Origin of the sequence: Lentzea sp. NPDC059081, from assembly GCF_042738015.1 — a bacterium.
Taxonomy (GTDB): domain Bacteria; phylum Actinomycetota; class Actinomycetes; order Mycobacteriales; family Pseudonocardiaceae; genus Lentzea.
Genome location: NZ_JBHYGW010000005.1, coordinates 217,718 through 238,705, shown reverse-complemented (window position 1 = coordinate 238,705; position 20,988 = coordinate 217,718). Strand labels below are relative to the sequence as shown.

Below are 20,988 nucleotides of genomic sequence, written 5' to 3'. Positions count from 1 at the left end.
GTCAGCGCGCTCCGGCCAGGTGCTCGAGCGCGAGCTGGTTGAGGCGCACGAAGCCGAAGCCCCGCTCGGCCGCCTTCTCCGGGTCGAAGCCGTCGTCGTTGCTCAGCAGGTCGTCGTACGACTCGCCCTCGTTCAGCGTCGGCTTGCCCAGCTCGTCGACGCCGGCGAGGCGCAGCTGCTCCTGCACCTCCTGGTCGGCCCTGAACGCGGCCGCGCGCTCCTTGAGCAGCAGGTACGTGGCCATGTTCGCCTTGGCCGAGTCCCACACGCCGGTGTAGTCCTCGGTGCGCGACGGCTTGTAGTCGAAGTGCCGCGGGCCCTCGTAGCCGGCGTTCTCCAGCAGGTCGACGAGCGCGAACGCGTTCATCAGGTCACCATGGCCGAAGACGAGGTCCTGGTCGTACTTGATGCTGCGCTGACCGTTGAGGTCGATGTGGAAGAGCTTGCCGTGCCAGAGCGCCTGCGCGATGCCGTGCACGAAGTTCAGCCCGGCCATCTGCTCGTGGCCGACCTCCGGGTTCAGGCCCACCAGCTCGGGCTGGTCGAGCTCGGAGATGAACGCGATCGCGTGGCCGACCGTGGGCAGCAGGATGTCACCCCGCGGCTCGTTGGGCTTGGGCTCGAGCGCGAACTTGATGTCGTACCCGCGGTCCGTGACGAACTGCGTGAGCAGGTTCATCGACTCGCGGTACCGGTCGAGCGCGGCCCGCACGTCCTTGGCCACGTCGTACTCGGAGCCCTCGCGGCCGCCCCAGAGCACGAACGTCTCGGCGCCGAGCTCGGCGGCCAGCTCGATGTTGCGCAGCACCTTCCGCAGCGCGAACCGGCGCACCGAGCGGTCGTTGCTGGTGAAGCCGCCGTCCTTGAAGACCGGGTGGCTGAACAGGTTGGTCGTGACCATCGGGATGACCATCCCGGTGTCGGCCAGCGCCGTCTTCAGCCGCTCGATCTGCTTGCCGCGGTTCGCCGCCGCGAAGCCGAACAGGTCGTCGTCGTGGAACGTCAGCCCGTACGCGCCCAGCTCGGCGAGCCGGGTGACGGCCTCGACCACGTCGAGCTCGGACCGCGTGGCCTCGCCGAAGGGGTCGCGCCCCTGCCAGCCCACGGTCCACAGACCGAAGGAGAACTTGTCCGCCGGAGTGGGCGTTGCCATGATCCACCTCATTCGTTCAATGCTTGAACTTAGTCGGGACAGTACGACGTGGGGGCGTTGATCGCAATGTTTCGGGGGTGTTGCGTGGCGGTGGCCCCGGCGGGTGGTGGGGCGGCGGGCTGGGCCGGGTGAGGTGCGCGGGCCGAGGGCTGGGCGGCGACCCGCGACCCGGTGGGCCGGGGTGTGCGGGCGTGGAGAGAGGGGATGGGCGCGCGGGTCAGCGCGCGGCCGCGGCCTCCACGGCCGGCACGAGCGCGGCCGCGATCTCGCGGTACCCCGCCGCGGACGGGTGGAACCGGTCGGCCGCGAAGAGCGACGGGTCGGCGGCGAACCGGGGCGTGACGGCGCGTTCGACGTGGGCGACCACGCCGCCGGCGCGGATCACGGCCTGCTGCTGGGCCTGGGCGTACTGGCGGCTCACGGCCGACACGACGTCACGCAGCGCGGGAGGTACGTGGGCGACGACGCTCAGGTCCGGTGCGGTGGCGACGACAACCGACGCACCCGCGGCACGCAGGTCCGTGACGGCGTCGTGGAGCTGCTGCGCGCCGACGTCGGCCGGGATGAACCTGGTCAGGTCGTTGGCGCCGATCACCACCACTGCGATGTCGACGCCGCCCGCGACCGCCGCGCGCACCTGGGCGCGCAGGTCGGACGAGCGGGCGCCGGGGACGGCGTGGACCCGGAGTGTGACCTCGTGTCCGGCGGTGCGGAGGTGGTCGGCGAGCAGGGGGCCGAGGGTGTCCTCGCGGCGTGTGCTGCCGACCCCGGCGGCGATGGAGTCGCCGAGCAAACACAAGCGCATGCCCCTAAAACGGCGCGCGTCGAACCGGTGTTCCTCGGCAGACTGTGACGATGGAGGCACGGGGCTGGTGCGTGGTCGCGACCGTCACCGACACGGGGGCCGAGGAAGTCGCGCCCGGCACGCTGGTGTGGGTGCTGCCGCCGAAGTGGGGTGACGGAGGGCAGGACGTCCTGGTGGCCGGCCGGCATCGCCGCAGCCCGGGGCCGTTGTCGCAGCTGCTCGTTCCGCGCGTGCACCTCGCGGAGTTCGGGGTGCGCGAGGTCCGCGATCCGGCCGTGCGCCGCCAGCTCACCAAGAAGTGGCAGGGGAGCGTGCCCCGGCAGTGGGAGTCGCGCGAGGAGGCGGAGAAGGTCGCCGGGTGGTGGGCCCGGGACGCGGCCGTGCAGGCGGGGGTGCGTCGGCCGTGGGAGCGGATCGACTTCTACCACCGGCTCGGGGCGGTGCGGCCGGGGCACGTCCTGCAGCAGTGGGCCGTCCGGGACATCATGAGCCCGCGGCTGTCGTTCGAGCTCGGGGACGTGTTCCGCGACCAGCGCGAGGTGGACGCGGTCCGCGAGCTGCGGGCGCTCATCGGCACGCGGAACAACGAGCTGTGGCCCGTTGTTGGAACAACCGCGGAGAAGATCCAGGCTCTGCTGAGCCGATAAATCCGCTGCCGTGCGAGTGGTCCCGTGTCTACACTCCACGATCGACATCATCGGGCGAACGACGAGAGGAGACCGGCCATGCGCACCGCTGCCGTCCTCCCGTCCCGTTTCGACGTGATCCTCGTGTCCCCGCACCCCGGCTGCCTGCTGCGCGCCGGGCACCGGAGTGTCTGACGAACCCGATCGGGTCGTCGGCTCATCGCGCTGACCTGTAGTCCTTTCACACCGAAAAGGCACTGAGCCATGCGCACCACCACGTTGGACGCCGTCCGCAACCTGGGCATCCTCGCCCACGTCGACGCCGGCAAGACCACCCTCACCGAACGCGTCCTGTTCGCCACCGGCGCCACCCACAAGCGCGGCGAGGTCCACGACGGCACCACCGTCACGGACTTCGACCCGCAGGAGCGCGACCGCGGCATCACGATCTTCGCCGCGGCCGTCAGCTGCACGTGGGACGGGCACCGGATCAACCTCATCGACACGCCGGGCCACGTCGACTTCTCCGACGAGGTCGAACGGTCGCTGCGCGTGCTCGACGGGGCCGTCGCGGTGTTCGACGGCGTCGCCGGGGTCGAGCCGCAGAGCGAGTCCGTGTGGCGGCAGGCCGACCGGCACGGCGTGCCGCGGATCGCGTTCGTCAACAAGCTCGACCGGGCCGGCGCGGACTTCGACCGGGCCGTCGAGTCCCTCCGCACGCGGCTGGGCACCGTGCCGCTCGTCGTCCAGCTGCCGATCGGGGCCGAGGCCGGCTTCACGGGCGTGGTCGACCTCGTCGGCATGCGGGCGTTGACCTGGACCGATGAGCTGAACGAAGAAGAGATCCCGGAAACGCTGGCGCCGGAGGCACGACGGCGTCGGCGGCTGCTGGAGGAGACGGTGGCCGAGCTGCACCCGGAGGTGCTGGAGGAGTACTTCGAGACCGGGTTGTCCGAGCGGACGCTGAGGAACGCGTTGCGGGAGCTGACGAGGAAGGGGCTGGGAACCGTGGTGCTCGCGGGCTCGGCGTACCGGAACCGCGGCGTGGAACCGTTGCTGGACGCGGTGATCGCGTACCTGCCGTCCCCCGTGGACGTTCCGGCGGTGCGCGGGGTCGACGGCGAGGAACGGCGACCCGGCCCGGACGAGCCGTTCTCGGCGCTGGTGTTCAAGGTGAACGCCACCGCCACCGGCAGGCTCACCTACGTCCGCGTCTACTCGGGCACCGTCCACAAGGGAGACACCGTCCTGGTGGGCGGACGCACCGAGCGCATCGGGCGGATCCTGCGGGTCCAGGCCGACCGGCACACGCCGGTCGACCAGGCGGTCGCGGGGGACATCGTGGCGGTCGTCGGGCTGAAGTCGGCCCGCACGGGCGCGACGCTGTGCGACCCCCGCGCGCCGTTGCTGCTCGAACCGCCGGTGTCGGCCGACCCCGTCGTGTCCGTCGCCGTCGAGGCGCGGACCGCGGCGGAGAACGCCAGGCTGAACGACGCCCTGCGGCACCTGGTCGACGAGGACCCGTCCCTGCAGGTCAGGACGGACCCCGAGACCGGCCAGACCGTGTTGTCCGGACTCGGCGAGCTGCACCTGGAGGTCGCGGTGCGGAAGGCGAGCACCGACCACCGCGTCGAGATCGCGATGGGACGGCCGAAGGTCGCGTACCGCGAGACGCTCCGAACCGGTGTCACGGGCTTCGTGTACCGGCACGTCAAGCAGGACGGAGGTCAGGGACAGTTCGCGCACGTCGTCCTCGACACCGAACCGCTGGACGACGGCTTCGAGTTCCGCTCGGCCGTCACCGGCGGGCGGGTGCCGCAGGAGTTCGTCCGCGCGGTCGAGCAGGGCTGTCGGGACGCGCTCGCCGAGGGACCGCTCGGCCACCCGGTGACCGGGCTGCGGGTGACGCTCACCGACGGGTCCACGCACGTCAAGGACTCGTCGGAGATGGCCTTCCGCACGGCGGGCCGGCTCGGGCTGCGCGAGGCGCTGAAGGCGGGCGCCACGACGCTGCTCGAACCGATCGCCGAGGTCACGGTGACGGTGCCGGAGGAGTACGTCGGCGGCGTGCTGGGTGACCTGGCCTCGCGCCGGGGCCGGATCGTCGGCTCCGAGGCGAGGGCGGGCACGACGGTGGTGACGGCGAGCGTGCCGCTGGCCGAGATGTTCGGGTACGTGACGAGGTTGCGCAGCCGGACGCAGGGCCGTGGCACGTTCACGAGCCGCCCGACCGGCTACGCGGCGGCGTAGAACACAGGGGTCGTTCCGCCGGCGGGAACGACCCCTGTGCCATGCTCGATCGAATGTCGACCTTGAACGTCATGTCGTTCAACCTGCGGTACGCCTCGGACGTCGAGCCGAACTCGTGGGCGTCCCGGCGTCCGGCGGTGGCGCAGCTCCTGCTGGGCGAACGGCCCGCGGTGCTCGGCACCCAGGAAGGCCTCTACCAGCAGATCAAGGACGTCGACCACGACCTGCCCGACCACTACCAGTGGGTCGGGCAGGGCCGGCACGGCGGCAGCCACGACGAGTTCATGGCGATCTTCTTCGACACGCTCCGGGTGGAGCCGCTCGAGTTCGACCACCACTGGCTCTCCGACACGCCGAACGTCGTCGGCTCGCGGTCGTGGGGCAACACCGTCGTCCGGATGGTCACCTGGGTCCGGTTCCTCGACAAGGTGACCGGCAAGCAGTTCGTCGCCGTCAACACGCACTTCGACCACGAGTCGGCGAACGCCCGGCTGCGCAGCGCCGAGCTCGTGCGCGACCGGCTGAGCACCTTCACCCTGCCGGTCGTGCTGACCGGCGACTTCAACGACGTGCCCGGCTCGCCCGCCTACGAGGTGCTGACGTCCAAGCTGAGCGACACGTGGGTCACCGGTCCGCGGACCACACCGGCCTACGGGACGTTCCACGGGTTCGGCCCGCTCGTCCCGGACGGGCCGCGCATCGACTGGATCCTGACGCGCGGCGCGACCGTCGAGGCCGCCGCGATCAACACCTACCACCGCGACGGCCAGTTCCCGTCCGACCACCTGCCGATCCAGGCGCTCCTCAGCCTGTAGGCGCCCACTCGGGCGGCAGCTCGTGCGAACAGGTGGGGGCGCCGGCCGCCCGCGCCCGCCGCATGTCCAGGTACGGACCGGCGATCTGGTCGCGCGGCAGCGGTGCCAGCGCCGTGATGGCGTCGCCCGCGGCCAGCACCTGGCGCCGCATGCGCTCGTGGTCGACCGCGGCGGCGCCGAACGACGGTGCCCACAGCGTCCACGGCCCGGAGATCATCGCCATCGTCGGGACCAGGTGCGAGTGGAAGTGCGTGCCCAGCCCGCCGAACGAGCACTGCGGCGGTACCCGGCCCGGTACCGGTGTGTCGCTGCCCGGCAACACGAACGTGCGGTCCACCCCTCGCAGGACGATCGCGGTGAACGCGGCCTGCTGGAGCGCGGGACTGCCCGCGAACCAGCCGGACAGCTCGGCCAGACCCGTTGGCAGCAAAGAACCTCCGGCGGGCAGGTACTCCCGCGTGCCGAGGTGTTCGAGGGCGAACGCGAACGCGATGGAGCCCGAGTCGTACTCGGCGTCGAGCGCGCGGGCGCGGAACTCGCTGCCCTCCGCCGGGCGGTGCAGGTGGCCGGTCGCGAAGACGAACTCGATCGTGCGCGGCCGGCACTGCAGCGGCAGCCGGGCGAAGTGCTCGGCGAGGGCGAGCATGCCGACGGTCCCGTTCTCCTGCACCCAGCCCACGCCGTCGGTGTTCGTGTCGAGCACGATCTTCTCGCTGCTCACGCCGGGCAGCGTGGCGATCAGCGACCGCGTGACGGCGGGGGCACGACCGGCCAGGACGCCGATCGTCGTGTGCGTACCGGGTTTCAGGCCCAGCGCCGCGTCCGAGCCGACGAACACGCCGGGCACCCGGTAGTGCGTGCCGAGGTGCGGATCCCAGTAGCCCTTCACCTGCTCGTGCGGGAACGGGAAGGCGATGACGACCCCGGCGGCGCCCGCGAGTCCCGCGTCGACCATGTCCTGGTTCAGCAGCGGTTCGGCGAGGTAGCCGCGGTCGAGGGCGGGGAAGTCGCGCAGGACGACCTTGCCGGCGGCGTTCGCGGCGGTGATCGGCGTGCCCGCCGGCAGGTGCACGAGCTCGCCGGCGGCCACTCCGGGCGCGGAGTACGGGATCGCGCCCGCGACGGGGACGACGCCGCCGGACAGCAGGAAGCCGGGGCCGGGCTGCCAGCGTTCGATCGTGAAGGGCTCGGACCGCACGGTCACGCCGGGCAGGCGGTCCACGCGGTGTTCCAGCCAGGAGAGCAGCAGGTCGTGGTTGAGGCTGCCGGTCGACCGCACGCCGAACGCGGCGACGGTGGCGCTGAGGGCGCGGAGGTCGGCGGCGGAGGCGAACGACCTGTCGTCGACGGTGGGGGAGCAGCCGGCCGACGCACTGGCCGGTGCGCTCAGTTGGAGGGCGAAAACCGTTACGACACCGATGAATGCGATGCATCTGGCAGGGCGCATGACGCACACGGTGACCGCCGCCGCGCGTTCCGGCAATCCGCTGTCCAGGGCAGTGGCGGGGACCGCTGTCATCTGTCAACGGAAATGGTCCATACCAATCTCCGCTACGGTACGCCAGATGCGCTTGAATTCGACGCTCGGCCGCGTCGCGGTGATCGCGTGCGCGCTCCTGTCCACGCTCGGCCCGGCGGCCGCGGCGACCGCCTCGCCCGGCCGCGAGTGCGCCACCCCGTCCATCGACCGGTTGCAGCAGTGGCTCGCCAGCGGTGAGGGTGCCACCGAGCCCGCGACCGGCAGCATCCTCGTCCCGCGCGGACGGCACGACTACGCCGCGAAGATCAGGTTCCTCGCGAACGACTGGCACGTCATGGTCCTGTGGCTGGGCAACCAGTTCGAGGCCCAGGCGGACCTGTCCCGCTCGCACGGGTTCCTGATGACCTACCGCGCGAGCGACGACCTCTACGTCCAGCTGCGGCCCGCCTCGGACTGGAGCGGGGGCGCTAAGTGGCTCACGAAGATCCCGTCCACGCACGGCAGGCTCGTCACCCGGTTCTTCAGCTTCCGGGCTGACAACTGGACAACTCTGCCGGAGCTCGGCGCGCCGAACTACCCGTTCGCGGAGGCGCTCGACGACGCCCGTGGCCTGGTGTTCGTCGGGAAGACGCCCAACGACCTGGAGTTCCGCGGTCTGAAGATCGACGGTTACCGGCCACCCTGCGTTTACTGAAACCCGGTTAGGGTCCCGGAACGTGAGAGCGCTCCCGGTCACCCTGGTCCTGGTCCTCACCGCCGCGCTGGCGACTCCCGCGAGTGCGGCGGTGAGAGACGACACCCGGTACGTCGACCCGCTGATCGGCTCGGCGGGCGGCGGCAACACCTACCCCGGCGCGGTGCGGCCGTTCGGGATGATCTCGTGGAGTCCCACGTCGACCCGCGGCGACCAGACGAACACGGGCGCCGCCAACGGGTACGCCCACGACGCCACGAGGGTGCGCGGGTTCAGCCTCACGCACGTCAACGGCGCGGGCTGCCACCCCGGTGCCGCGGGTGACGTGCCGATCATGCCGTTCGTCGGTGACGTCACGTCGTCGCCGACCGCGGACACCAAGGACCAGATCTTCGCGAGCGACTTCTCGCACGACGACGAGACCGCGGAACCCGGCCGGTACCGGGTGGGCCTGAAGTCCGGTGCGACGGCGGACCTGTCCGTGTCGACGCGCGCGGGCGTCGGCGAGTTCACGTTCCCCGTGAACGGATCACTGCTGTTCCGCACCTCGAACTCGCTCAACGGCAGCGAGGACGCCGACATCACCATCGACCCGGCGACGAACTCCGTCTCGGGCTCGGTGCTCACGGGCGCGTTCTGCGGCCGGCGAGCGAACGGCGGCACGAACAACCAGAAGACCTACTACCGCCTGCACTTCACGGCGTCGTTCGACCGTCCGATCGCCAACTACGGCACGTGGGTCGACAGCGAGCTGAGGCCGGGCACGACGACGGCGAGCGGCGGCGAGGGCTACCTGACCGGAAGTGCGCGCGCGGGCAAGGGGTCCGGCGGGTACGTGTCCTTCGCGGACAGTCGGGTGCGGATGCGCGTCGGAATCTCCTACACGAGTCTCGACGCGGCCAAGCGCAACCTCGCGGCCGAGATCCCGCCGCGCGCGACCGTCGCCGTCGTGGCGAGGGAAGCGAAGGAGGCCTGGGCCAAGCAGTTGCGCGCGGTCGAGGTCGACGGCGGGACCACCGACGAGCGGACGGTCTTCTACACCGCGCTCTACCACACCTTCCTGCAGCCCAACGTGATCACCGACGCCGGCCGTCCGACGCGGTACGGCAACTTCTCCGGCTGGGACCAGTACCGCGCCCACACCCAGCTGCTCGCCCTGCTGGCACCGGACGTCGCGAGCGACTACGCCCAGTCGTTGCTGGAGATCTCCCGGAGCAACGGCGGGATCTGGGACCGCTGGGTCCACATCACCGGTCCGACGCACGTCATGACCGGCGACCCGTCCGCACCGGCCGTCGCGGGCATGTACGCCATGGGCGCCAGGAACTTCGACGTGCGCGCGGCCTACGACTCGCTGCTGCGCCAGGCCACCGTCCCGCACCCGGACGGCCTGTCCGACAAGGGCTGCCCCGGCCAGTGCGAGGGGCAACGCCCGAACCTCGCCGAGTACATGAGACTCGGCTACGCGCCGCACGACACGTGTCACTGCTGGGGCGGCGCCGCCGAGACCCTGGAGGACTCGGTGGCGGACCAGGCGCTCGCCGACCTGGGCCGCCGGCTCGGCACCCCGAGCGCCGAGATGGAGCAGCGCGCGGGCTGGTGGCGCAACACGTTCAACCCGGAGACCGGTCACCAGCAGGCGCGCAGGGCCGACGGCACGTGGGTGACGCCGTTCAACCCGGCGTCTGACCAGGGCTTCGCGCAGGGCAGCAGCGCCACCTACACCTGGATGGTCCCGCACGACATCGCAGGACTCTCCGAGGCGATGGGCGGCGACGAGGCCGCAACCGCCCGGCTCGACGCGTTCTTCCACCGCGCGGACGGCTCGTGGGCGACCGGCGGTGACGCGCTGCGCTACGACCCGACCAACGAGCCGGGCATCCACACCCCGTGGATCTACAACGAGCTGGGCCAGCCGCGGAAGACCCAGGAGACCGTGCGGGCGATGGCGAGCCTCGTCTACAAGACCGGCCCGTCGGGCCTGCCGGGCAACGACGACCTGGGCACGATGTCCGCCTGGTACGTCTTCGCCGCGCTGGGTCTGTACCCGCGCACGCCCAGCAGCGCCGAGCTGCACCTGTCGAGCCCGATGTTCCCGAAGGCCAGGATCACGAAGAAGAACATCACGATCCTGGCCGCCGGCACTCCGGGCATCCATCTCGCGGAGACCCGCTGGAACGGCCGGAAGGTCGACCAGCCGTGGCTGCCGGAGTCGTTCGTCGACCGCGGGGGAGTGCTGGTCTCACGTCTTGAAGGGTGACGCGGCGCCTTCCGCTCGGGTACCGCCACGTCGTGCGGTGGCCGAGAGCGGCATCGCGATGTCCTCCAGCGACTTGTTCTCCGCGTCCACCGCGAGGAACCGCGCGACCAGCCCGCCCGCGACCATGATCACGGCACCGACCAGGTAGCCGATGAACAACCGCACGGGCTGGTCACCGGTGCCGATCAGCGCGCCGTAGATCACCGGGCCGAGGGCGCCGAAGCACTGCGCGATGGCGAAGAAGACGCCGATCGCCTTCGCGCGGACCTCCAGCGGGAAGATCTCGCTGACCGTCAGGTACGCGGCACTGGCACCGGCCGAGGCGAAGAAGAAGATCACGCACCACGCGACGGTCTGCGTGATCGCGTTCAACGCACCGGCGTAGAACAGGATCGCGGTGACGGCGAGCAGCGCGCCGGAGACCGTGTAGGTCAGGAACAGCATGCGGCGGCGGCCGATGGTGTCGAACAGGTGCCCGATGGTGAACGGGCCGACCAGGTTGCCGACCGCGAACGCGATCAGGTACAGCGGCGTGACCTCGGACGGCACGCCGTAGAACTTGCCGAGCACCAGCGTGTAGGTGAAGAAGATCGCGTTGTAGAGGAACGACTGCGTGACCATCAGCGTGGCGCCGAGGACCGCGCGGCTCGGGTACTCGCGGAACAGCACGCGGGCCAGTGCCAGGTAGCCGATCTGCTCGGCCGGTGTGACCTCGATGGCCTTCTTCTCGTCGACCGCGGGCAGCTTCGAGCCGGACTCCTTCTCGACCTCCTCCTCGATGCCGGCGATCGTCGTCTCGGCCTCCTCGGTGCGGCCGTGCATGATCTGCCACCGCGGGCTCTCCGGCAGGTGGCGGCGCACGACCAGGATCACCAGGCCCAGCACCGGTCCGATGAGGAACCCGAGCCGCCAGCCGAGGGCCAGGTCGACCTGGTTGAGCAGGATGAACGAACCGAGCGTGCCGAGCACCGCGCCCGCCCAGTAGGTGCCGTTCACGGCGATGTCGACGCGGCCGCGGAAGCGCGCGGGGATCAGCTCGTCGATCGCCGAGTTGATCGCGGCGTACTCACCGCCGATGCCCATGCCGGCGATGAACCTGGTGAGGTACAGGAACACCACCCACCCCGCGCCGTTGCCCAGCGTCAGCGCGGTGAGGCCGGACCCGACCAGGTAGACGCCCAGCGTCAGCATGAAGAGCTTGCGGCGTCCCAGCTTGTCGGAGAGGTGGCCGAAGTACAGCGCTCCGACGACCTCGCCGATCAGGTACACCGTGGCCAGCAGGCCGACCGCGGTGGAGGACAGGCCCAGCGTCTCCGGTTTGGTCAGGGTGTCGGCGATCGCGCTGGCGACCGTGATCTCCAGGCCGTCGAGGATCCACGCGACCCCCAGCGCGATGACCATCCGCGTGTGGAACGGTGACCAGGGGAGCCTGTCGATCCTCGCGGGAATCAGCGTGCGCACACCGGCTTCTGCCATTTCTCAACCCCTCGCCGCGATGAGCGCCTGCGGGGCGCTCTGCTTGATCCGCGTCTTCAGCCACGCGAGCTGCCGTGCGGTGTCCTGCTCGCACGAGCTCACGACGTCGATGAGCTCCTCGTCGCGCAACCCCTGCGCGGCCTGGCCGACGACCGTCCAGACGATGTCCGTGAACGACGCCAGCGCGTACAGGTCCTGCAGGTCGCGCAGCAGGTCCGGGTCGTCGGGGTCGCTCTCGCCGTAGCGGTCGACGACCGGGCGCAGCAGCTCCGCCTGTCCGTCGATCCGGCGCGCCAGCAGCGCGCAGGTGTGCTTCACGTCGGGTTCGTCGCCGTGGCGGTCCGCGATCTCGCGGAACGTGCCGGCCAGCGTCCGCAACGTCTCGTGCAGGACACCGAGGTGGTGGGCGAGGAGCACGGTCACACCCTCCTGATCCGCACAGCGCTGATCTTGAACATCGGTTGTTTCGACACCGGGTCCCACTCGGTGTGCGTCACCTCGTTGGCCGCCTGGAAGCCGTAGTGGAACGGCAGGAACACCACGCCGTCCCTGCACCGTCCTATTCGGACCGGAACCTCGACGCCGCCGCGTTCGGACTCGACGCGGACGACGTCTCCCTCGGCCACCCCGAGGTCACCCGCGTCGGCCACCGAGATCTCCACCCACGGCCTCGGCGCCGCGTTCTGCAGCTCAGGGGCGCGCTTGGTCTTGGTGCGGGTGTGGAAGTGGTACACCGACCGCCCGGTCGTGCCGAGGAACGGGTACTCGTCGCTCGGCTGTTCCGGGGCGGGCGTGTACTCGGCCGCCTTCAGGAACGCACGTCCGTCGGGACGCCGGGCCCGGTAGTCGGCCGGCGTGGTCGACGCGCCGGTCAGCAGGTCGTGGCCGTAGTCCTCGCAGAGGTCCGCGTCGGTCGGGAAAACGCCGTCGGTGTACAGACGTTCGCCGCCCCACTGGATTCCGCTGCCACCGCGCAGCTTCTCGTACGAGAGGTGGGTGTAGTCGCACGGACGGCCGCGGCTGCACTCGCGCCACGCGTCGAACGCGCCCTCCGCGTCCTTCCACTTGACCAACGGGTCGCCGTCGCGGTCGCGGAAACCCATGCGGTGCGCGTAGTCCAGGAAGATGTCGAGGTCGCTGCGGGCCTCGCCCGGCGGTTCGACGGCCTGCTCCGACAGGTGCACGACGCGGGAGAGGTTCGTGAACGTGCCCTGCTTCTCGCCCCACATGGCCGCGGGCAGCACGACGTCGGCCAGTTCGGTGGTCTCGGTGCGGAACGCGTCCTGCACGACCACGAAGAGGTCCTCGTTCCGCAGGATCCTCCTGATGCGGGAGAGCTCCGGCAGCGACACCGCCGGGTTCGTCGCGGAGATCCACAGGAGCTGGATCGACGCCTGCTCGGCGTAGCGCCAGATCTGCATCGCGTGCGTCGGTGGTGCCCAGTGCGGGATGGTCAGCGGGTCGACGTTCCACAGCTCGGCGAGCTGCCGGACGTGGTCGGGGTTGTTCCAGTTGCGGAAGCCGGGCAGGTCGCCGTTCGCGCCCGCCTCACGGGTGTTCTGCGCGGTGGGCTGGCCGTTCATCTGCAGCACGCCGCTGCCGGGGGCGCCGATCAGGCCGCGCAGCAGGTGCAGGTTGTTGACCTGGCACGACGCGGCGGTGGCCTGGTGCGACTGGTAGAAGCCCTGCAGCACGGTCGAGAGCACGCGCCGCGAGGTGCCGAAGATCTCGGCGGCCCGCAGCAGGTCGGCGGGGGAGACGCGGCAGATCTCGGCCACGCGCTGCGGCGTGTACGGCTCGACGGTCGCCTTGAGCTCGTCGAAGCCGAGCGTGTGCGCGGAGACGTAGTCGCGGTCGACCCAGCCGTTCTCGATCACCGAGCGCAGCAGGCCGTTCAGCAGTGCCTGGTTCGTGCCGGGCAACGGCGCCAGGTGCACGTCGGCGGCCTCGGCGGTCGGGGTCCGGCGGGGGTCCACGACGACCACCAGCGGCCGGTCCGGTCCCTCGATCCGGTCGAGCACGCGCGCCCACATCACCGTCTGCGTGGCGGCCATGTTGTGCCCGTACAGGAAAATCGCGTCGCACAGGTCGATGTCGGCGTGGCAGGCGGGCTGGCCGTCCGAGCCGAAGGTCTCCTTCAACGCCGCGGCGGCCGTCGCGGTGCAGAGCCGGGTGTTGCCGTCCATGTGCGGCGTGCCGATGCCGGCTTTGCCGATCACGCCCAGGGTGTAGTACTCCTCGAGGAACAGCTGCCCGCTCGTGTAGAAACCGTGCGAGAGCGGTCCGATGTCCTCCAACAGTTGCCGGGAGCGGTGGACGATCGCGCTCATCGCGGTGTCCCAGCCGGTTTCCACCAGCTCGCCGCCGCGGCGGATCAGCGGTGTGGTCAACCGGTCCTTGCCGTGCGCCTGCCAGGAGCCGTAGAGGCCTTTGGGGCCCATGCGGCCGTGGTTCACGACGTCGTCCGCCCGTCCGCGAACACCGACGACCTCGCCGTCCTTGACGGCGATGTCGCAGCCGCAGCCGTTGCTGCAGAGCACGCAGGCCGACTGGACCCAGCGGTCCACATCGGACTCCCTGACGCCGTCCGCCAGCTGCTGGTCGACTCGCACCGGCCAGTTCGCCCCGCGTCCGTGCGGAGTGCGGGCTCCCCATACGTCGGCGATGCGATCCACGGAGGTGGCGGTACCCGCTGCTCCCAGGCCAAAACCCGTGGTCAGCCGCTTTGTCCGTTCTGCGGGTCAATGTCCAGGAAATTCACCGGAAGGGGCCGGGTGTTTGCCTCGACCCCTCCAGGGAATCGCTCACCAAACGGGAGGAGAACGACGTGAAGGCAGTTGTGTGGCACGGCACGGGCGACATCCGGCTCGACGACGTGGCGGACCCGAAGATCCAGGAACCCACCGACGCGGTCATCCGGATCACCCGCAGCGCCATCTGCGGCACCGACCTGCACATGGTGCGCGGCACGATGCCGGACATGGCCGAGGGCACGGTGCTCGGCCACGAGGCCGTCGGCGTCGTCGAGGAGGTCGGTGCCGCGGTGCGCGGGTTCACGCCCGGCGACCGCGTGGTGGTGACCTCGACCGTCGGCTGCGGCACGTGTTCCTACTGCCGTGCCGGCTACTACGCCCAGTGCGACACCGCCAACCCGAACGGGCCGGAGGCCGGCACCTGCTTCTTCGGCGGCCCGAAGTCGACGGGCCCGGTCAACGGCCTGCAGGCGGAACGCGCCCGCATCCCGTACGCCATGACGACGCTGGTGCGGGTGCCGGACGGCGTGAGCGACGACCAGGCGATCCTGGTGTCGGACATCTTCCCGACGGCGTGGTTCGGGTCGCGGCTCGCCGAGGTCGGCTCCGGGGACACCGTGCTCGTGCTGGGCGCGGGTGTGGTCGGGCAGTTCGCGATCGCCTCGGCCAAGCGGCAGGGCGCCGGACGCGTGATCGTCGTCGACGGCATCGCGTCCAGGCTGGACATCGCGCGGGCGCAGAACGCGGAGACGGTGAACTTCAACGAGGAGGACCCCGTCGAGGTCGTCAAGGACCTGACCGGAGGGATCGGGCCGGACCGCGTGATCGAGGCGGTCGGCGTCGACGCCGAGGCACCCGGTGAGCGCACGGACGAGCAGTGGAAGCCCGGTGACGCACCGCGGCAGGCCGTCGACTGGGCGGTCGAGCTCGTGGCGAAGGCCGGGTCGATCGGGATCATCGGCGTCTACCCGCCGGGGTTCGACCGGTTCCCGATCGGCGCGGCGATGAACAAGAACCTCACGCTGCGGATGGGCAACTGCAACCACCGCCGGTACGTGCCGCGCCTGCTGGACCTCGTGCTGACCGGTGCCGTCGACCCGCTGCGGTTCATCACGCAGCACGAGAAGCCGTCGGCCGCGATCGAGGCCTACAAGACGTTCGACCTGCGGGAGGACGGCTGGCTGAAGACGGTCCTCGATGTCGCCTGAGCGCGTCGTCGTCACCGGCGGGGCGGGGTTCCTCGGGTCGCACGTCTGCGAGGCGTTGCTGGCCGAGGGCGCGCGCGTGGTCTGCGTGGACTCGTTCCGCAGCGGCTCGCGGGACAACGTGCCGGCCGGTGCGGGCGTGGTGGTGGCCGACGTGTCCCGGCCGCTCGACCTGCTCGGACCGGTCGACCTCGTGCTGCACCTGGCCTGCCCCGCCTCGCCTGCCGACTACCTGCGCACGCCCGTGGACACCCTGCGCACGGGCGGGTTCGGCACGTACCACGCGCTGGACCTGGCCTGCCGCAAGGACGCCCGCGTGGTCGTCGCGTCCACGAGCGAGGTGTACGGCGACCCCGAGGAGCATCCGCAGCGGGAGTCGTACTGGGGGCACGTGAACCCCATCGGGCCGCGCAGCGTCTACGACGAGGCCAAGCGGTTCGGCGAGGCGATGACCGTGGCGTTCCGGGCGGAACACGGCGTCGACGCCGGGATCGTGCGGATCTTCAACACCTACGGCCCGCGGATGCGCGCGCACGACGGCCGGATGATCCCCACCTTCGTGCGGCAGGCACTGGCCGGGGAACCGCTGACCGTCCACGGGGACGGGCTGCAGACGAGATCCCTGTGCCACGTGGACGACCTGGTGCGCGGGCTGCTCGCGATGGCCGGCAGCGACCACCCGGGACCGATCAACCTCGGCAACCCCGCCGAGGTCACGGTCCTCGACGTCGCCCGGCGGACGATCGAGGTCACCGGCAGTTCGTCGGTCGTGCGTCACGTCGAGTCCATGCAGGACGACCCGCGCCGCCGGCGTCCGGACATCGCGCTGGCACGCGAGGTTCTCGGCTGGAGCCCCACCGTCGCGCTGGAAGACGGACTGCGCTCGTTTGTCCGGGATTTCGCCGGGTAGCCGCTGCTCATGCGAGTTCTCGGGATCAACGCGGTGTTCCACGACCCGGCGGCGGCGCTCGTGGTCGACGGGAAGGTCGTCGCGGCGGCGGAGGAGGAACGGTTCTCCCGCCGCAAGCACGGCAAGCGGCCCGTGCCGTTCTCCACGTGGGAGCTGCCGGAGCTGTCGGCGCGCTGGTGCCTGGACCACGCGGGGATCGGTCCCGCCGACCTCGACGCCGTGGCGTACTCCTACGACCCGTCCTTGGTGGACGCCGAGTACGCGCCGTGGGAGGAACTGCGGACGACCTATGCGCGGCGGGCACCGGAGTTCCTCGCGACGGCGTTGCCCGGACTCGACCCCGAGATCGTGCGGTTCGTGCCGCACCACGTCGCGCACGCCGCGTCGACCGGCCTCGCCGCGCCGTTCGGGGGCAACTGCGCCGTGCTGGTCGCCGACGGGCGCGGGGAGTGCGGCTCGCACCTCGCCGGCCGGTACGTCGACCAGGAGCTGACGACGTTCGCCTCGCAACGGCTGCCGCACTCGCTCGGCCTGATGTACGAGGACCTGACCGAACACCTGGGCTTCCTGCGGTCGAGCGACGAGTACAAGGTGATGGCGCTGGCCTCCCACGCGAAGCCCGTGCACCTCGACCTGATGCGCGAGCACGTGCTGGTGCGCGACGGCGGCTTCGAGATCCGGCCGCTGGACTGGAGCACGCTCGCCAAGCAGCGCACGAAGGACTGGGAGCTGGGGCAGGAGCACGCCGAGCTGGCCGCGAGCGTGCAGGTGCGGCTCGAGGAGGTCTTGCTGGACCTCGCGGTCTGGCTGCACGACCGCACCGGCGAGACGCGGCTGACGATGGCCGGGGGAGTCGCGCTGAACTGCGTGGCGAACACGCGGATCTTCGCCGAGGGCCCGTTCGACGAGGTCTGGGTGCAGCCCGCGGCGGGGGACGCCGGGACCGCACTGGGCGCCGCACTGGCCACGACGTCCGACACCGTCGCTGCGATGCCGGGGGCGGATCTCGGCAGGGGCTTCACCGACGAGGAGATCGAGTCGGTGCTGCGGGTGGCGGCGGTTCCGTTCGAGAAGCCCGCCGACGTCGCCGTGGAGGTCGCCGAGGCGTTGGCCGCCGACAAGATCGTGGCGTGGTTCCAGGGCCGCAGCGAGTACGGCCCGCGGGCGCTGGGGCGCCGTTCGTTGCTCGCGAACCCCTGCCACGCCGAGAACCTGACCCGGCTCAACGACGTGAAGGGACGCGAGCAGTTCCGGCCGGTGGCGCCGATGGTGCTCGCCGACCGGGCCGCCGACGTGTTCACGCGCGGGCCGATTCCCAGCCCGTACATGCTTTTCGTGCACGACGTCCGCCCGGAGTGGGCCGGCCGGATTCCGGCCGTGGTGCATGTCGACGGCACCGCGCGGGCCCAGACCGTCGACGGCGACCCGTTGCTGGAAAGGATGTTGCGCGAGTTCGAGGCGCGCAGCGGCGTGCCCGTGGTCGTGAACACCAGCCTCAACACCGCGGGCAGGCCGATGGTCGACACCCCGCGCGACGCCTTGGAGTGCTTCGGTTCCTCGCCCGTGGACCTGCTCGCCATCGGCCCGTACGTGGTGCGCCGATGAGCTACTCGGTCGTGATCCCCACCGTGGGACGTCCGAACCTGGACGTCCTGATCGACGCGTTGGTCGCGGGCACCGGCCCGGACCCGTGCGAGATCATCGTCGTGGACGACCGCGAGACGCGGCTGGGCCCGGCGGCGGCGCGCAACACCGGGTGGCGGGAGGCGCGCGGCGACTGGGTGGCGTTCGTCGACGACGACGTCGTGCTCGCCCCGGACTGGAAAGAGCGGCTCTGGGCCGACATCGAGGGGCTGCCCGACGACGTCGGGGCGAGCCAGGCGCGGATCGTCGTGCCGTTGCCCGAGGACCGCAGGCCGACCGACGCCGAACGCGGCACGGCCGGCCTCGCCTCGGCGCACTGGATCACCGCGGACATGGCGTACCGCCGGGAGGCTCTCGCCCGTGCCGGTGGTTTCGACGAACGGTTCCCGCGCGCCTACCGCGAGGACGCCGAGCTGGCCTTGCGCGTGCAGGACCGCGGGTACCGGATCGTGCGCGGGGCCAGGGTCACGACGCACCCGGTGAAGCCCGCCACGTTCCTGACCAGCGTGCGCGACCAGCGCGGCAACGCCGACGACGCACTGATGCGCCGGTTGGCGGGCTCGCGGTGGCGGTCGCGCATCGGCGGTGCGCCCGGCCGGTTGCGGTCGCACGCGATCACCACGGCGGCCGGGCTGCTGGCTGTCCTCTGTGGAGCGTTGCGGTGGCGGAGGGTCGCGGGCGCGCTGGCCCTGGTGTGGGCGGGCCGCACGGCCTGGTTCGCGGCGGAGCGGATCGCGCCGGGACCGCGCACGGCGGGTGAGGTGGTGCGGATGGCCGTGACCAGCGCGGTGATCCCGCTGGTCGCCTGCTGGCACCGGCTGCGCGGCGAGGTGCGGCACCGGAAGGCGCGGCCGTGAGGATCCTGGTGCTGCGGGCACTCGGGCTGGGCGACCTGCTGACGGCCGTGCCCGCGTTGCGCGGGCTGCGGTTCGCGTTCCCGCGGGCGGAGATCATGCTCGCGGCGCCGGCCTGGCTGGCGGACGCCGTGGAGCGCATCGACGCCGTGGACCGGTTGCTGCCGACCGCGGAACTGGCCCCGATCGACTTCGCCGAACCCGACCTGGCGGTCAACCTGCACGGCAGGGGACCGCAGAGCGTGGAACTGCTGAAGGCCACGGCCCCGCGTCATCTCGTCACGTACGGGCAGGACAACTGGCCGTCGGAACGGCACGAGGTGCTGCGGTGGTGCGGGCTGCTGCAGCGGCACGGCATCCGTTGCGATCCCTACGACTTCCGCCTGCGTCCGGTCGGTGAGCGCGGCGACAGGATCGTCATCCACCCCGGTGCCAGCACCGGCGCCCGCAGGTGGCCGGTCGAGCGGTACGCGGCCGTCGCCCGTGAGCTGGGTTCCGAGGTCGTGGTGACGGCCGGCCCCGGCGAGCTCGACCTCGCCCGGCGGATCGCGCCGGAGCCGTTCGCGGGCAGCCTGTCCGAGCTCATGGACCTCGTCGCGACCGCTCGCCTGGTGATCTGCGGCGACACCGGTGTCGCGCACGTCGCCACCGCTTACCGGACGCCGTCGGTGTTGGTGTTCGGACCGGTGTCCCCAGGGCTGTGGGGTCCGCTGCGCGGCCCGCACCGGGCGTTGTGGCACGGCAGGACCGGGGACACGTTCGCCGGCGAACCGGATCCCGGTCTGCTGGAGATCACCCCGGCGGAAGTCCTCGACGCGGTAGGAGGTGTGCTGTGCGCATCGGAGTCATCGGCGCGGGTTACGTCGGTCTGACGACGGCCGCCTGCTTCGCGCACCTCGGTCACCACGTGACCTGTGCGGACGTCGACGAGGCGAAGATCGCGGCTCTTCGCGACGGCGAGGTCCCGCTGCGCGAGCCGGGACTGACCGAGCTCGTCGCCGAGGGACTGGACGGCGGCGGGCTGACGTTCACGACCGGCAACGCACTGTCCGATGTGGACTTCACGTTCGTCTGCGTCCCGACGCCGACCGGTACCGACGGCGAGGCGGACCTGTCCGCCGTCGAGGACGTGCTCGCCGCGGCGTCGACGCCGGTCGTGCTGAAGTCCACGGTCCCGGTCGGCACCGCGGCGAGGCATCCCGGTGTCGTGTCGAACCCGGAGTTCCTGCGCGAGGGCCACGCCGTCGAAGACTTCCTCCGGCCGCAACGGATCGTGGTCGGTGCTCAGGACGAGCGGCGGGCGGGCGAGGTGGCGGAGCTCTACGCGAGAACCGGTGCGCCGGTCGTCCTCACCGACACCACGAGTGCCGAGCTGGTGAAGTACGCCAGCAACTGCTTCCTCGCGCTGAAGCTCTCGTACGTCAACACGATCGCCGAGCTGTGCGAGAACGTCGGCGCCGACGTCGACGGCGTCACCGAGGGCATGCGGCTGGACGACCGGATCGGCGAGTCGTGCCTCGCGCCCGGACCGGGCTGGGGCGGTTCGTGCCTGCCCAAGGACACCCTGGCGTTGCTCGCTACGGCCCGGTCCGCCGGCGTCGACTTCGCCACGCTGGACGCGGCGATCAGCACCAACCGCCGGCAGCCGCAGCGCGTCGTCGACCGGTTGCGCGCCGAGGTCGGCGCGCTCGCCGGCAAGCGGATCGGGTTGCTGGGACTGACGTTCAAGGCCGGGACCGACGACCTGCGCGACTCACCCGCGTTGGTGGTCGCGCGGATCCTGTCCGAGGAGGGCGCGGTCCTGCGCGCCTACGACCCGTGCGTGACGCGGGGCAGGCCCGGTATCACGGTCGTGGGGAGCGCGGCCGAGGCGGCGGACGGCGTGGACGCGTTGCTGGTGCTCACGGAGTGGCCGGAGTTCGCCGAGCTGGACTGGCCGGAGCTGGTCGCCCGCACCAGGAACCCGCTGATCTTCGACACCCGGAACGCCCTGCCGCGGGACAAGGTCACCGAGGCGGGCTTCCGGCTGGTCACGACCGGGCGCTGAGCACGCGCCCCTGCTC

The 20,988-nt window shown here is 71.3% G+C and carries 17 protein-coding genes; 11 read left to right on the top strand and 6 right to left on the bottom strand.

The genetic code is table 11. The annotated features are described in order from the left end of the window. Position 1: 1 nt before the first annotated feature. Together xylA and ACFWV3_RS14260 are read right to left on the bottom strand one after the other, a co-directional pair. Positions 2-1,153, bottom strand: coding sequence for a xylose isomerase (gene xylA / locus ACFWV3_RS14265; RefSeq protein ID WP_382411553.1), 1,152 nt, complete (start codon positions 1,151-1,153; stop codon positions 2-4). A gap of 217 nt (positions 1,154-1,370) precedes the next feature. After that, positions 1,371-1,958 carry an SGNH/GDSL hydrolase family protein gene (locus ACFWV3_RS14260; protein WP_382411552.1) on the bottom strand — a complete coding sequence of 196 codons (588 nt, stop codon included), beginning with the start codon at positions 1,956-1,958 and terminating at the stop codon, positions 1,371-1,373. Positions 1,959-2,008: 50 nt separating this feature from the next. On the opposite strand from ACFWV3_RS14260, the gene ACFWV3_RS14255 reads away from it, so the two are divergent. From ACFWV3_RS14255 to ACFWV3_RS14245, 3 genes are all read left to right on the top strand, one after another. Beyond that, positions 2,009-2,605 (top strand): hypothetical protein, encoded by a 597-nt coding sequence (locus ACFWV3_RS14255; RefSeq protein ID WP_382411551.1) that lies wholly within the window; start codon positions 2,009-2,011, stop codon positions 2,603-2,605. 243 nt (positions 2,606-2,848) lie between these two features. Next, complete coding sequence (fusA, locus tag ACFWV3_RS14250; protein WP_382411550.1) at positions 2,849-4,834, top strand: elongation factor G; 1,986 nt, start codon at positions 2,849-2,851, stop codon at positions 4,832-4,834. 53 nt (positions 4,835-4,887) lie between these two features. Beyond that, positions 4,888-5,649 (top strand): endonuclease/exonuclease/phosphatase family protein, encoded by a 762-nt coding sequence (locus ACFWV3_RS14245; RefSeq protein WP_382411549.1) that lies wholly within the window; start codon positions 4,888-4,890, stop codon positions 5,647-5,649. On the opposite strand, the gene ACFWV3_RS14240 is transcribed toward ACFWV3_RS14245, so the two are convergent. Further along, entirely contained in the window at positions 5,639-7,096 is a 1,458-nt protein-coding gene (locus ACFWV3_RS14240; RefSeq protein WP_382411548.1) for a hypothetical protein, read from the bottom strand. The genes ACFWV3_RS14245 and ACFWV3_RS14240 overlap by 11 nt on opposite strands. A gap of 118 nt (positions 7,097-7,214) precedes the next feature. On the opposite strand from ACFWV3_RS14240, the gene ACFWV3_RS14235 reads away from it, so the two are divergent. Together ACFWV3_RS14235 and ACFWV3_RS14230 are read left to right on the top strand one after the other, a co-directional pair. Beyond that, a complete protein-coding gene (locus ACFWV3_RS14235) occupies positions 7,215-7,823 on the top strand; it encodes a hypothetical protein (RefSeq protein WP_382411547.1) in 609 nt (202 codons plus the stop codon). Between the two features lie 22 nt (positions 7,824-7,845). Then, complete coding sequence (locus tag ACFWV3_RS14230; protein WP_382411546.1) at positions 7,846-10,083, top strand: GH92 family glycosyl hydrolase; 2,238 nt, start codon at positions 7,846-7,848, stop codon at positions 10,081-10,083. On the opposite strand, the gene ACFWV3_RS14225 is transcribed toward ACFWV3_RS14230, so the two are convergent. From ACFWV3_RS14225 to ACFWV3_RS14215, 3 genes are read right to left on the bottom strand one after another with little or no spacing between them, the layout of a single operon-like run. Further along, the gene (locus ACFWV3_RS14225) at positions 10,066-11,559 is read right to left on the bottom strand and encodes an MFS transporter (protein WP_382411545.1); all 1,494 of its coding nucleotides are present in this window, start codon (positions 11,557-11,559) and stop codon (positions 10,066-10,068) included. The two genes, ACFWV3_RS14230 and ACFWV3_RS14225, sit on opposite strands and share 18 nt — an antisense overlap. A gap of 3 nt (positions 11,560-11,562) precedes the next feature. Further along, complete coding sequence (locus ACFWV3_RS14220) at positions 11,563-11,982, bottom strand: hypothetical protein (protein WP_382411544.1); 420 nt, start codon at positions 11,980-11,982, stop codon at positions 11,563-11,565. Then, on the bottom strand, positions 11,979-14,234 hold the full coding sequence (locus tag ACFWV3_RS14215) for a molybdopterin oxidoreductase family protein (RefSeq protein WP_382411543.1): 2,256 nt from the start codon (positions 14,232-14,234) through the stop codon (positions 11,979-11,981). The genes ACFWV3_RS14220 and ACFWV3_RS14215 overlap by 4 nt, the downstream gene beginning before the upstream one ends. A gap of 152 nt (positions 14,235-14,386) precedes the next feature. Between ACFWV3_RS14215 and ACFWV3_RS14210 the strand changes: the two genes are divergently transcribed. The 6 genes from ACFWV3_RS14210 to ACFWV3_RS14185 are packed head-to-tail and all read left to right on the top strand — an operon-like array spanning position 14,387 to position 20,972. After that, entirely contained in the window at positions 14,387-15,520 is a 1,134-nt protein-coding gene (locus ACFWV3_RS14210; RefSeq protein ID WP_382411542.1) for a zinc-dependent alcohol dehydrogenase, read from the top strand. Next, positions 15,510-16,427: an NAD-dependent epimerase/dehydratase family protein gene (locus ACFWV3_RS14205; RefSeq protein ID WP_382411541.1), complete on the top strand. Its 918-nt coding sequence runs from the start codon at positions 15,510-15,512 to the stop codon at positions 16,425-16,427. Before ACFWV3_RS14210 ends, ACFWV3_RS14205 begins: the two co-directional genes overlap by 11 nt. Positions 16,428-16,436: 9 nt before the next feature. Beyond that, on the top strand, positions 16,437-18,032 hold the full coding sequence (locus tag ACFWV3_RS14200) for a carbamoyltransferase (RefSeq protein WP_382411540.1): 1,596 nt from the start codon (positions 16,437-16,439) through the stop codon (positions 18,030-18,032). Next, entirely contained in the window at positions 18,029-18,928 is a 900-nt protein-coding gene (locus ACFWV3_RS14195) for a glycosyltransferase family 2 protein (RefSeq protein ID WP_382411539.1), read from the top strand. Before ACFWV3_RS14200 ends, ACFWV3_RS14195 begins: the two co-directional genes overlap by 4 nt. Further along, positions 18,925-19,797, top strand: coding sequence for a glycosyltransferase family 9 protein (locus tag ACFWV3_RS14190; protein ID WP_382411538.1), 873 nt, complete (start codon positions 18,925-18,927; stop codon positions 19,795-19,797). Before ACFWV3_RS14195 ends, ACFWV3_RS14190 begins: the two co-directional genes overlap by 4 nt. Next, positions 19,758-20,972 carry a UDP-glucose dehydrogenase family protein gene (locus ACFWV3_RS14185; RefSeq protein WP_382411537.1) on the top strand — a complete coding sequence of 405 codons (1,215 nt, stop codon included), beginning with the start codon at positions 19,758-19,760 and terminating at the stop codon, positions 20,970-20,972. Before ACFWV3_RS14190 ends, ACFWV3_RS14185 begins: the two co-directional genes overlap by 40 nt. Positions 20,973-20,988: the final 16 nt, after the last annotated feature.